This is a genomic window from Flavobacterium coralii, from assembly GCF_019891545.1.
GTDB classification, from domain to species: domain Bacteria; phylum Bacteroidota; class Bacteroidia; order Flavobacteriales; family Flavobacteriaceae; genus Flavobacterium; species Flavobacterium coralii.
Genome location: NZ_JAHDIU010000004.1, coordinates 140875 through 152987, shown reverse-complemented (window position 1 = coordinate 152987; position 12113 = coordinate 140875). Strand labels below are relative to the sequence as shown.

The 12113-nt window shown below is 41.8% G+C and carries 14 protein-coding genes; all 14 read left to right on the top strand.

Going from position 1 to position 12113, the window contains the following annotated elements; genetic code table 11:
* Positions 1 to 2 precede the first annotated feature (2 nt).
* Entirely contained in the window at positions 3 to 1028 is a 1026-nt protein-coding gene (locus KJK34_RS08120; RefSeq protein ID WP_223053366.1) for a Gfo/Idh/MocA family protein, read from the top strand.
* Positions 1029 to 1035: 7 nt separating this feature from the next.
* Positions 1036 to 2124: a glycosyltransferase family 4 protein gene (locus tag KJK34_RS08115; RefSeq protein WP_223053365.1), complete on the top strand. Its 1089-nt coding sequence runs from the start codon at positions 1036 to 1038 to the stop codon at positions 2122 to 2124.
* A complete protein-coding gene (locus KJK34_RS08110) occupies positions 2121 to 3251 on the top strand; it encodes a CgeB family protein (RefSeq protein WP_223053364.1) in 1131 nt (376 codons plus the stop codon). The genes KJK34_RS08115 and KJK34_RS08110 overlap by 4 nt, the downstream gene beginning before the upstream one ends.
* Positions 3248 to 4354 carry a CgeB family protein gene (locus KJK34_RS08105; protein ID WP_223053363.1) on the top strand — a complete coding sequence of 369 codons (1107 nt, stop codon included), beginning with the start codon at positions 3248 to 3250 and terminating at the stop codon, positions 4352 to 4354. Before KJK34_RS08110 ends, KJK34_RS08105 begins: the two co-directional genes overlap by 4 nt.
* 12 nt (positions 4355 to 4366) lie before the next feature.
* A complete protein-coding gene (locus tag KJK34_RS08100) occupies positions 4367 to 5455 on the top strand; it encodes a CgeB family protein (RefSeq protein ID WP_223053362.1) in 1089 nt (362 codons plus the stop codon).
* A 7-nt stretch (positions 5456 to 5462) separates the two neighbouring features.
* The gene (locus tag KJK34_RS08095; RefSeq protein WP_223053361.1) at positions 5463 to 6266 is read left to right on the top strand and encodes a TIGR04290 family methyltransferase; all 804 of its coding nucleotides are present in this window, start codon (positions 5463 to 5465) and stop codon (positions 6264 to 6266) included.
* 201 nt (positions 6267 to 6467) lie between these two features.
* Entirely contained in the window at positions 6468 to 7025 is a 558-nt protein-coding gene (locus KJK34_RS08090; RefSeq protein ID WP_223053360.1) for a helix-turn-helix domain-containing protein, read from the top strand.
* An 18-nt stretch (positions 7026 to 7043) separates the two neighbouring features.
* The gene (locus KJK34_RS08085; protein WP_223053359.1) at positions 7044 to 7490 is read left to right on the top strand and encodes a response regulator; all 447 of its coding nucleotides are present in this window, start codon (positions 7044 to 7046) and stop codon (positions 7488 to 7490) included.
* Between the two features lie 21 nt (positions 7491 to 7511).
* Entirely contained in the window at positions 7512 to 8633 is a 1122-nt protein-coding gene (locus KJK34_RS08080) for a sensor histidine kinase (protein WP_223053358.1), read from the top strand.
* Positions 8634 to 8739: 106 nt separating this feature from the next.
* Entirely contained in the window at positions 8740 to 9051 is a 312-nt protein-coding gene (locus tag KJK34_RS08075) for a hypothetical protein (protein WP_223053357.1), read from the top strand.
* A gap of 227 nt (positions 9052 to 9278) precedes the next feature.
* On the top strand, positions 9279 to 9893 hold the full coding sequence (locus tag KJK34_RS08070) for a hypothetical protein (RefSeq protein WP_223053356.1): 615 nt from the start codon (positions 9279 to 9281) through the stop codon (positions 9891 to 9893).
* Complete coding sequence (locus KJK34_RS08065) at positions 9890 to 10552, top strand: hypothetical protein (protein WP_223053355.1); 663 nt, start codon at positions 9890 to 9892, stop codon at positions 10550 to 10552. Before KJK34_RS08070 ends, KJK34_RS08065 begins: the two co-directional genes overlap by 4 nt.
* Positions 10522 to 11292: a sensor histidine kinase gene (locus KJK34_RS08060; RefSeq protein WP_223053354.1), complete on the top strand. Its 771-nt coding sequence runs from the start codon at positions 10522 to 10524 to the stop codon at positions 11290 to 11292. The genes KJK34_RS08065 and KJK34_RS08060 overlap by 31 nt, the downstream gene beginning before the upstream one ends.
* The gene (locus tag KJK34_RS08055; protein WP_223053353.1) at positions 11285 to 11959 is read left to right on the top strand and encodes a response regulator transcription factor; all 675 of its coding nucleotides are present in this window, start codon (positions 11285 to 11287) and stop codon (positions 11957 to 11959) included. Before KJK34_RS08060 ends, KJK34_RS08055 begins: the two co-directional genes overlap by 8 nt.
* Positions 11960 to 12113 lie beyond the last annotated feature (154 nt).

The following is a 12113-nucleotide window of genomic DNA, read 5'->3' as shown; positions in this document are numbered from 1 at the left end:
GTATGACGGCAATAGAACAGGAAGAAGCAAAAAAAGCGCTGGCTTTAGGTTTTATAGGCGTAGGATGGATAGGGCGTAACCGTATGGAGGCTATGATTGACGGCGGCAAAGTACAGCCGGCGGTTATATCAGAACCTTTTAAGGAAAATGCTGATGAAGCCCTGAAAGCTGCACCGGGAGCAAACATTGTTACCGATGCACAGGCAGTTTATACCGACGATTATCTTGATGGAGTAGTAATTGCAACGCCAAGTGCAATGCATGCCGAACAATCGTTACAGGCGCTACAGGCAGGTAAGGCAGTATTTTGCCAGAAGCCACTTGGGCGTACCGCCGATGAGGTGCGCCGCGTAGTACAGGCCTCTCAGGATGCGGATAAGTACCTGGCGGTGGACTTGTCATACAGGTACACAAAAGCTTTCCAGGCGGTATACAATACTATTACTAGTGGAGAAATAGGAAAGGTGTTTGCTGCAGACCTCATCTTTCATAACGCTTATGGCCCGGATAAGGAATGGTTTTATGACATTAAACGTTCCGGTGGCGGCTGCGTTATGGATTTGGGTATCCATCTCGTTGACCTTTGCATGTGGAGCCTGGGCTTTCCTGAAGTAACTGATATTAAAAGCAGGTTGTACAGCAAGGGCAAAAAGCTACAGGCAGGCGAAGAGCAAACAGAAGATTTTGCACAGGTTTCGATGCTTACACAAGATGATACTGCTATAAGCCTTGAATGCAGCTGGCATGTTTCGGCAGGGCAGGATGCTGTTATAGAAGCCCGTTTTTACGGAACTGAAGGCGGTGTGGCTTTCCGAAATATAAATGGATCATTTTATGAATTTCAGGCAGAAAAATATAAAGGTACCAACACCGAAGTTTTGGTTACGCCACCAGATAACTGGATGGGGCGTGCCGGGCTGGTGTGGGTAGAAAAAGTGCTTGAAGGGCAGGGTTATGATGCCCGGACAGCGCAGGAGTACATAAAAACCGCAGAAGTGATAGACCGTATTTATGGCAGGCAACCTTAAAATACTAATGACAGCAGACACGGTTGGCGGTGTGTGGACCTACACAGTTGATTTATGTAAGGCTTTTGAACACTATGGTACAGAAGTGCACTTAATGACAATGGGCGCACTGCTGAGCAATGACCAGCAGATGCAGGTAGCACAGCTTAAAAATGTTACACTTTACGAAAGTAATTATAAGCTGGAATGGATGCAAAACCCGTGGCAGGATATAGGCCTGGCATCACAATGGGTTGCGTCGGTTTATAAAAAGGTTAAGCCTGATGTTATTCATTTTAATAATTACGGTCAGGTAAACGCTTATCTGTGGGATTGCCCTGTAGTAACGGTTTTTCATTCATGCGTGCAAACGTGGTGGCAGGCCGTGAAAGGTGAGGAAGCCCCTGCGGAATGGGAAGAATATAAACAGGTTGTAGAAAATGCCCTTGCAGCTTCGGATATTGTTGTTGCGCCAACCGAAGCCATTTTGCAGGAAGCAGGGAAGATATATGGCAACCTTCCGGAGACAGAAATAATATATAACGGGCGCGATATTAGTGTTAATCACCTACAGCAAAAAGAGCCTTATGTGCTTAGTGCGGGGCGCGTGTGGGACGAAGCTAAAAATATATGCCTGCTTTCGGGTGTGGCAAATAATCTCGACTGGCCGGTATATATAGCAGGTGGTAACACCTGCCCTGATACCGGTGTGGTATATGATAATGACAATGTACACTTTTTAGGCTTTTTAAAGGAAGCTGATATGCAGGAGCAAATGGCTAAGGCGGCTGTTTTTTGTATGCCTGCCAAGTATGAGCCTTTTGGGCTTGCCGTGCTTGAAGCTGCCCTTCAGGGGTGTGCACTGGCACTGGGCGATATACCTACCCTTCGTGAACTGTGGGGAGATACAGCAGTATTTTTTAATCCGTTTGATGAGGATGAAAGTATTGCGGCTATACAAAGCCTCATTCATGATGAGAAATTACGGAAAACGCTCGCAGCCAAAGCATCTATGCGCGCTAAAGATTTTACTGCACAAGCTATGGCAGGACAATACATGCAGCTTTACAGCAAATTGTGTGGAAACAAACAAATAACCAAACCTGAAAGTAAATGAAAATAGTTATGTTTTACCATTCGCTGGCTTCGGACTGGAATCACGGCAATGCCCATTTTTTAAGAGGTACTGTAAAAGAACTTTTAAAGCGGGGGCACGATGTACAGGTTTACGAGCCGGAAGGCGGTTGGAGCCTTGAAAACTTAATAAAGGACCACGGAGAAACGAAAGCAGCTGAGTACAAAAAATATTACCCGATGCTGAAAACGCATTTTTATGATGTAGCAAACCCGGATTATGATACTATGCTTTCAGGTGCCGACCTTGTTATTGTGCATGAATGGAATGAGCCGGAACTTGTAGCGGCTGTCGGTAAAAAGAAAGAGCATTACGGGTATAAGCTGCTTTTTCATGACACCCACCACAGGGCTGTTTCGGAAGTGGAAAGTATGAACAGATATGACTTTACCCACTATGATGGTGCGCTTGTTTTTGGTGAAGTTATAAAACACATCTATAAAGATAAAGGCTGGATAGACAGTGTCTGGACATGGCATGAGGCAGCCGATGCCGAACTGTTCAAACCTATGGATTCTGAAAAAGAGGGCGACTTGGTATGGATTGGCAACTGGGGTGATAACGAGCGTACAGAAGAGTTAATGGAGTTCCTCATAAAACCAGTAAAAGAACTTGGGCTTAAGGCAAAAGTGTATGGCGTGCGTTATCCGGACGAGGCGTTGCAGGCATTACAGGATGCCGGTATAGCATACGGCGGGTGGCTGCCCAATTATAAAGTACCTGAAATTTTCGCAAAATATAGGGTAACGGTACACGTGCCGCGCGGGCCTTACGTAAAATGGCTGCCGGGCATCCCAACCATACGCCCGTTTGAGGCTATGGCCTGCGGCATTCCGCTTATATCTTCTCCGTGGCAGGATGCAGAGAACCTTTTTACACCCGATGCCGATTATTTAACTGCCAGCAATGGTGAGGAAATGAAACTACAATTACAACGTGTGCTTAATGATGAAAGCATAGCACAAATGCTGGCTGAAAATGGGAGGAATAGCATACTGGAAAAGCATACCTGTGCGCACAGGGTTGATGAGCTTGAAACTATTTTTAAACAACTCGGCTTTAAAGAAAGCCTTATACATCCAAAACAACATAAAACCATACAGGCATGAATAACAACAAACTGAATATAGCATTTTTTGGTTCGAGTATAGTCTCGGCCTACTGGAATGGCGCTGCAACCTACTACAGGGGCATTGTAAAGGCCCTTAGCGCCATGGGGCATAACATTACTTTTTATGAACCGGACATCTATGAACGCCAGGCACACAGGGATATAGAAGACCCTGATTATTGCAGGGTTGTTGTATATCAGAGTAATGAGACGGAATTGCAGAGGCTGATTAATGAAGCTGCATCGGCAGATGTAATAATCAAAGCAAGCGGAGTAGGCGCTTATGATGACCTGCTGGAGCGTGAAGTGGCAAACCTGAAAAAAGAGGATAACCTTGTCATTTTTTGGGATGTTGATGCCCCTGCTACACTCGACAGGATTGAAAACGATGCAAGCGACCCATTTAACCACCTGATTCCGCAATATGATTATATACTTACCTATGGCGGCGGACAGCCCGTTATTGATGCTTATGAAAGGAACGGGGCAAAAAAATGCATCCCGATTTATAATGCACTTGATACCGACACTCATTTTCCGGTTGAGGCAGAACCACGTTTTGAAGGCACACTTGCCTTTTTAGGCAACCGCCTGCCTGACAGGGAAGCGAGGGTAGAGGAGTTTTTCCTTAAACCTGCCGCCAGGCTGCCCGAACACAAGTTTTTGCTTGGAGGCAGTGGCTGGGGCGACAAGCAGATGCCCGGCAATGTAGAGTATATTGGGCATGTTTATACTAAAGACCACAATGCCCTTAACTGTACCCCAATGGCAGTACTTAACATTAGCCGCGACAGCATGGCTAAATATGGCTTTAGCCCCGCCACACGCGTATTTGAGGCAGCGGGAGCAGGCGCCTGTATTATTACCGATTACTGGGAAGGGATAGATTTTTTCTTTGAGCCGGGAGAGGAAATACTTGTAGCCCGTACAGGCGATGATGTAGCACAACTGCTAAAAAACCTTTCACCTGAAAAGGCAAGGCAGATAGGTGATGCCGCTTATAAAAAAGTATTATCAAAACATACCTATAACCACCGTGCAGCGCTGCTGCAGTCAATTTTCAATAAATCATTAACCGGTGCACCACAGGTGCAGGCATAAAACATATACCAGATGAAATTCGTAATTATAGGTTTATCTGTTACTTCTTCGTGGGGTAATGGCCATGCCACCACCTACAGGGCTTTATTAAAAGAATTATCTAAACTGGGCCATGAAATCCTTTTCCTTGAAAAAGATGTGCCGTGGTATGCGCCGCACCGCGACATGCCGAATCCTGATTTTTGCAGGCTCGGGCTTTATACCACAAACGATGAGTTGTGGAATGATTATAATGATGAGGTTGCAGAAGCCGATGTTGTTATTGTAGGTTCATACGTGCAGCAGGGTGTAGCCGTAGGCGAATGGGTTATTAAAACAGCAAGGGGTATAAAAGCTTTTTATGATATTGATACTCCCGTAACACTTGCCAAGCTGGAGCGTGGCGATTATGAGTATATCACTCCACAGCTTATATCCCAATATGATGTTTATCTTTCTTTTACAGGCGGGCCAATACTTGAGCAGTTAGAACAGCAATATGGTTCTTCTGCCGCAAGGGCGCTTTATTGTTCTGTTGACCCCGAACATTATTATCCTGAAAATAAACAGCAAAAATGGCAACTTGGTTATTTAGGAACCTACAGCGACGACCGTCAGCCAACGGTAGAAATGCTGCTTAATAAAGTAGCAAAAGTATATCCTGACGGGCAGTTTGTTGTTGCAGGCCCGCAGTATCCGCAGGATATAGAATGGGCCGACAATGTGGAGCGGATAGAACACCTTCCGCCGGCGCAGCACAGGGATTTTTACAATACGCAAAAATATACGCTAAATGTTACCCGTGCAGATATGATTAAAGCAGGATATGCCCCCAGTGTACGTCTGTTTGAAGCTGCTGCCTGCGGTGTGCCTATTATTTCTGATTACTGGGAAGGCTTAACCACCATTTTTGAAGAAGGTACAGAAATACTGATAGCAAGGTCGGCTATAGATGTGCTTGCTTTTTTTGAGAATATAAATGATGAAGAGCGCAAAAAAATAGGTGAACGCGGCAGGCAGAAGGTAATGCAGGCACATACTGCAAAAGCACGGGCAAAAGAGCTTGAAAGCTATATGCAGGAAGCCATAGCCGTAAAAGAAAAAGAAATGACAAAAGTTTAAGTAGTACATGAGTATTGAAGAAGAGATACAAAAGCTGGGCCCCTGGTTCCATAACATTCACCTGCCGGATGGCAGCACTACCGCACCCAACCATTTTCTGGGTGATTTCCCTGCTTTTAAATGGAATAATATTAAAGATGCCATACCCGAAGATTTAACCGCCTGTAAAGTGCTTGATGTTGGCTGCAATGCCGGGTTTTATTCTGTCGAGCTTGCCAAAAGGGGTGCCGAGGTCACCGCCATAGACCTTGATGAGCATTACCTGAAACAGGCAAAATGGACGGCAAAGCAATTTGGGCTGGAAGATAAAATTTCATTCAGAAAAATGCAGGTTTATGACCTCGCGCACACCGATGAGCAATATGACCTTGTATGGTTCATGGGAGTTTTTTATCACCTGCGCTATCCAATGCTGGCACTTGATATTATTGCTCAGAAAGTAAAAAAAATGCTGGTATTTCAAACACTATCCGTGCCGGGAAAACATGAAATGGAAATACCTGAAGATATAGACTTTCATGGCAGGGACATAATGCAGAAGCCTGCCTATCCTGTAATGGCGTTTATTGAAAAGAGGCTTGCCGGAGACCCTACCAACTGGTGGGCACCCAATCATCAGGCAATAATTTCCATGCTCAGGAGCTGCGGTTTTAGCGTAACGGATATGCCGGAAGACGAAACTTATGTTGCAGTTAAAGATAAAAGCCTGATAACCGACTTTAATACCTGGAATTATTCAGAATATTTGTCAGCAACAGGTAAAAACTGGCATGAGGAAATAGGCTTGAAAACCAACAGCAAAAATGTTTAGATTTTCTTAACACCCGTTGAAGGTTTTTATATCAATTTGTAATTGACCGCATCTTTTAAATAAACAGAATTATCTTACTAACGTTAAATTATCCTTAATGATAATGTAAAATGCTGTTATAATATTCCCAATTTATTGTTTTCGATTATAATATTGTGGTTAAACTGTATAAATTTATACGATAACACTACACCTAAACCTATGAACCTTTACGTAAAATATAACTTCGAGACAATTTGCAGGATGCTGCTCCGGGAACAACTTGATAAACTTGGGCTTGACTATACCATAACAGGTATGGGCAAGGTAAACCTTAAAAGGACAATCCCGATGGAGAAATACCAGAAACTTACTGCTACTTTAAATACCTATGGTATAGAAGTTATAGATAACCAAAAGGCTATCATGGCACAGCGTATAAAAGAAGCTATCATCTGTATGCTGCATAAAGACAGTGCCGCCCCGCTTGTAAAGGTTTCGGCTTATTTAAGCGATAAGCTTGGCGAAAGCTACCGGACACTCTCTCAGGTATTCTCTGAAGTGTGCCATATCTCTATAGAGAGTTTTATAATAATCCATAAGATAGAAATTGTGAAGCAGCTGCTTCTTACCGAAAACATATCACTTACAGAGATTGCCTATAGGCTGCATTACAGCAGCGTTGCGCATTTATCTAACCAGTTTAAAAAAATAACAGGGCTTACGCCTACAACATTCCAGAAAATTGCCTTACACCGAAGAAGCTTTGTAAATAATTAACTCTAAAGCTAAAAACGTATGTATCAGGACAAATTAAAAATTTTTTTAGCGGAAGACGACGTAGATGACCGCTCGTTTTTTAAAGACGCTTTTGAGGAGGTGAAAGTAAAACACACCCTCGAAATATTTGAAGACGGTATGAGCCTGATGGATTACCTTAATAAACAGGAATCTGTACTGCCCGACATTATTTTTATGGATATAAATATGCCGGGGCTATCGGGTATGGAGTGCCTCAGGGAAATCCGTTCAAGCCAAAATCTGTCAGAAATCGTTGTTGCCATATATTCAACCTCTGCTTCGCCTGCTAATATAGAAGAGGCATTTATAGAGGGCGCAAATGTGTATATTACAAAACCGGATGAGTTTTCGGCACTTAAAAAAATTATTACAGAGATAACCAATATCAGCTGGCAATATGTAACCGACGGCCTTAACAGGCAAAATTTTATGCTGAGCTACTGATGCCAAAAACAGGTTTATATCATGGAAAACAGGCCCGATATAGAGAAGATGAGTTTTCAGTATGTAGAACAGCTTGCAAACATGGGGCACTGGAAGCTGGACTTAAGCAATAACACTACAGAATTTTCGGATAACTTATATCGTTTGTTTGGCTATGAACCGGGAGAAATAGATTTTACAGGCGATGATGTGCTTAAACTGATACATCCTGATGATTTGCACATTTATCTTGATGCCAGTGAAACTACTGCAAAAGGCATTGATATAGAAGATATACGCTACAGAATTATAACCCCCGACGGCAAGCAGCGCTACTTAAAATCGGTATCCAAATTGCTGGAATGTAAAGAAAAAAAAGTGCTTATGGGTGTAACCTGCGACATTTCATCGCAGGTAAGCGGCTTAATGAAGATTGAGGAGAAAAACAGGGAGCTTGAGCAACTTGTAGATGAGCTCGCGTCATTTAATTATGCTGTAAGCCATGACCTTCAGGAACCCTTGCGCAAAATAATAATGTACATTTCGCGTATAGAAGACCAGGAGTTAAAAGTACCTGCATCTGTAGCAGAATACCTGGAGCGGATTACAGTAGCGGCAAAACGCATGAAGCTGCTGATAAACGATTTGTTGCTTTACTCGCAAACCAATAAAGATGAACACGTTTTTGCACCCGTAAACCTTGCTGTGCCCCTTCGCGAAGCTATAAACGAACTATCTGTACAGAGCGAGGCAAAGCAGGCTAAAATACATTTTGATGTACTCCCCATTTTGCCCATAATACCCTTTCAGGTCAGGCAGCTTTTTGTAAACCTGCTCAATAATTCCTTAAAATACAGTAGGGCAGATGCTCCCCCGGTAATTGATATTACCTGCACATTGCAGGACGATATAGAGGTGCAGGGCAATGTGCATACTGGTGCATATTATGAAATTTCTGTAAAAGATAACGGTATCGGCTTTAAGCAGGAATTTTCTGAAAAGCTATTTTTACTTTTTCATCGCCTGCACCAGAAAGAGCGTTATGAAGGCACGGGCATTGGCCTTGCCATCTGTAAAAAAATAATGGAAAACCATAAAGGTTTTATCACTGCCGAAGGTAACCAGGGGCAGGGTTCGATATTCCGGCTTTATTTCCCTGCATAACTAAACTTAAGCGCTCATGTAATGTTTATGCGTAATTATGTAAGCAAAGGCATTATATATTGGCGAACTTCGTAATGTAATTGATTGCTAATTAAAAAAAGATATTATGAAAAAGCTGAAAATGAAAAATCTGCTGTTAACATCACTACTGGTAGCCGGACTTAGTCTTACATCCTGCGGCCGTAACAATAACCAGAATGAGGGCGCGGCCGATGCCAACGAGGCTAATGGTGATGCCTATGGAACAGAAAGCCCTGCCGATAACCAATATTCAGGCAGCACGTCTGACGAAGGTACAGATGCCGGTATGGCAACTGATACCGTTCAGCGCACTACCACACAGGGCAACCCCACAACCCGTGGTACAGGCAGTGGCTCAGGCGCCGGGGGAAGTGACGGCAGTACAAACGGAATGTAATAAAAGATATAGCGTATTTAAATTCCTTTAATAAATTTTTGTTTGTACTATCCTGTACAAAACACTTCTAATTACTCATGGTTCTTTTGTTAGGAATCCCTGCTCTTATTGCAAGAGCAGGGATTTTATTTTTGGGTTATATTATTTCCTTACTGCTGCTGTGTTTATCAATCTTTATATATTTGCTATACCAACTGCACACAATTATTAATTTAACCAATATACACATGAACAGAGAAAAAATTATTAGTGCGTTAAGCAAATGGAATGAGTTGCGTTTTGATTCTGCTAAAATAATCAAGCGTCTCGAAGATGGTAACTGTTTTGCCTTCAGTCCTTCAGATTTTGATGATGAATCTCAGTATATTCATGCGTACCCAGGTATTCATGATAATTGGTTTACCTTCTTTTTAATACCTGCCAAATATGATACTCCTGATTACAGGGAAACATTTAACCAGTATGTAACGGTTTGCCCGACAATATGGAACCTATCTTCCGGAAGGATACCCGATTTTATAGCAAGGGAAAGGATGCACAGGTGGAATACCCACTACAAAACATGGGCTAAAAAGCAGATAGATGATACGGCCGATGGTATTTTTCAGGTTTTTATGATTAATAGGGAAGATTTTGAAGTACAGGAGTGCCAGGTAAATTTAGCGTTGAGGGAAGACGCTGTAGATCCTCTTGCGAATGCTATTGCAGATATGATAGTTACCAATAAAACAGATACAGAAGTGTTCTATGATGATTTTTCACAGCCTGCGCCTCCATTTACTACTCCTGCAGCAGTTTCACAAAGCTTTTTTTTGCTTGAATTAGCATTAGTGACTGAATGACATTAAATGAATTTATAAATTTTTTGCCTCTGTCCGTAAAGGCATTACTGGCTATAGGAGTTGTAATTGGAGCAATAACTTTCAGAAGCTTAGATGGATTAAATAGGTATTTATACTTCTATATCCTATTGATGGCAGTTTTTGAAGCAGCTAGTTCAATCTTATTGGAGATTTCAAATTCCAATATGATTGTACTACCTATATATTGTGCAGTAGAAGTTATGTATTTTACATTTCTGTATAATATTTACTTATTAAGTAAGCAAAATAACATTTTAAAAATATTGAGTTTTGGGGCGTTATTTTATATCATATTTGAAACCATATATTATTTTGTACTTAATGATATAAATGTTAAGTTTTATCAACCATATGCTAAAGTTGCTGATAACTTTGTCATAATAATGTATGCACTTTATTTTATTTATGAGAAGGTAAATTTATATAATGAGCAGAGATGGGATAATTTCAGGTTAAATATTATAGTGCTTATAGCCTTTACATTAACTCTTATAGTATTTTTACCATTCAACTTTTTGGTTAATGAAGAAACAGGCATAAAATTTATTTTCTGGCTAGTTAATATTGTTGTTATACTTTTATTCTACGGATATTTGATTTGGCATATATGGAGAAATGGCAGGATCCGAAAATTATAGCATTATGGATAGCAATTATACTGGTGCTGGTCTTTACAATAATACTATTTGTTGTAAAGATCATGCATACAGGCTATAAGCGTATGGTGCAGGCTAACCTTCGGCAGGCGCAAATGCAATTGGAGCACCAGAAAAAGTTAACCGAAACCAGCTTGCAGGCTCAGGAAAAAGAACGTACACGCATAGCGTCAGACCTGCATGACAGCCTTATAGGCAAGCTTACGGTAATCAGGATGAAAAGCCAGCTTGGGCTACCGTTAACCGATATTGACAGCCTGTTAGGTGAAAGCATTACAGATGCCCGGCGCATATCGCACGACCTTACACCACCATTACTGGAGCAAACCGATATAGCCGATTTAATAGAAAATATTATCGACCCGTGGCGGCAAAAAATGGATATTGTTTTTTATACCGATATACGCTCCCGGCACAATTTTGCAGCATCATCTAAAATACAACTGGTGCGTGTGGTACAGGAACTTATAACCAATATTGTTAAGCATGCCGAAGCAACAGCCGTAGCTGTACATTTACGTATAACTGCACGAACTTGCATACTTACGGTTAAGGATAATGGTAAAGGTTTTGATACTTCTATACTCAAAAAAGGGCTTGGGCTGCATAGTTTAGAAATGCGTATGCAGTATCTTAGTGCTTCGTATAAGGTAAAATCTAAACCGGGCACCGGTACACGCACTGTAATAGTTTGCCCGTATAAAAACGAATCCGATGAGTAAAATTACTTTAGCAATAACAGATGACGATGTCCTTATTGTTAGCCTTCTTGAAGGCTACCTGCAAAACGCAGGTGATATGGATGTATTGTTTACCGCCAACAGTGGCCCCGAGCTGATAGAAAAGCTTAAAGCAGCCCCTGAAGTGCCGCAGGTTTTACTGCTCGACTTAAAAATGGAGGGCATGGACGGTATTGCTGTAAGTGAATATCTTAAAATACATTATCCCGGAATTAAAGTAATAGTGGTATCATCACACTATCAAAAAAGCTTTATGGGTTTTATGTTAAAAGCGGGTGTATCTGCTTTTCTGCCCAAAGGAGTTATGCCTGCAGAGCTTGCCGAAGTAATAAGGGCAGTGGCAAAGCAGGGCTTTTATTTTAAGCCGGAGCAGCTTGATGTGCTCCGCGGGCAGATAGCACCTAAAGCGCCGAAGCCGGTACTGCAAGATGATAATGCACTCTCTGAACGTGAAATAGATGTCCTTAGGCTGATATGCCAGCAAAAAACGGCAAAAGAAATTGGCGACTTGCTTTTTATTACACAACGTACCGCCGAAGGGCACAAGAATAACCTTTTTGTGAAGACCGGTGCAAAAAATATTGCCGGGCTTGTTATTTATGCCATACAACAAGGTATAATTAATGTTGATGAACTTCCTGTAATATAGCTACATACCTTTTTATCTTCTTTTATCGGTACCCCGGTAAAAATACCTGTTTTCCTAAATCAGGTAATTTCTACCTGTGGTAAAAGCCTGCATTGGCGCATCTTTGTATCAGGATAAGCAATGAAACATAAGTAATGCTAAATAACATAAATAG

Bases quoted from the DNA above. Each gene is read 5' to 3' on its own strand.
- KJK34_RS08055 (WP_223053353.1), top strand. From the start codon at position 11,285: ATGAGTAAAATTACTTTAGCAATAACAGATGACGATGTCCTTATTGTT.
- KJK34_RS08090 (WP_223053360.1), top strand. From the start codon at position 6,468: ATGAACCTTTACGTAAAATATAACTTCGAGACAATTTGCAGGATGCTG.
- KJK34_RS08075 (WP_223053357.1), top strand. From the start codon at position 8,740: ATGAAAAAGCTGAAAATGAAAAATCTGCTGTTAACATCACTACTGGTA.
- KJK34_RS08105 (WP_223053363.1), top strand. From the start codon at position 3,248: ATGAATAACAACAAACTGAATATAGCATTTTTTGGTTCGAGTATAGTC.
- KJK34_RS08060 (WP_223053354.1), top strand. From the start codon at position 10,522: ATGGAGAAATGGCAGGATCCGAAAATTATAGCATTATGGATAGCAATT.
- KJK34_RS08085 (WP_223053359.1), top strand. From the start codon at position 7,044: ATGTATCAGGACAAATTAAAAATTTTTTTAGCGGAAGACGACGTAGAT.
- KJK34_RS08080 (WP_223053358.1), top strand. From the start codon at position 7,512: ATGGAAAACAGGCCCGATATAGAGAAGATGAGTTTTCAGTATGTAGAA.
- KJK34_RS08070 (WP_223053356.1), top strand. From the start codon at position 9,279: ATGAACAGAGAAAAAATTATTAGTGCGTTAAGCAAATGGAATGAGTTG.
- KJK34_RS08115 (WP_223053365.1), top strand. From the start codon at position 1,036: ATGACAGCAGACACGGTTGGCGGTGTGTGGACCTACACAGTTGATTTA.
- KJK34_RS08110 (WP_223053364.1), top strand. From the start codon at position 2,121: ATGAAAATAGTTATGTTTTACCATTCGCTGGCTTCGGACTGGAATCAC.
- KJK34_RS08100 (WP_223053362.1), top strand. From the start codon at position 4,367: ATGAAATTCGTAATTATAGGTTTATCTGTTACTTCTTCGTGGGGTAAT.
- KJK34_RS08120 (WP_223053366.1), top strand. From the start codon at position 3: ATGACGGCAATAGAACAGGAAGAAGCAAAAAAAGCGCTGGCTTTAGGT.
- KJK34_RS08065 (WP_223053355.1), top strand. From the start codon at position 9,890: ATGACATTAAATGAATTTATAAATTTTTTGCCTCTGTCCGTAAAGGCA.
- KJK34_RS08095 (WP_223053361.1), top strand. From the start codon at position 5,463: ATGAGTATTGAAGAAGAGATACAAAAGCTGGGCCCCTGGTTCCATAAC.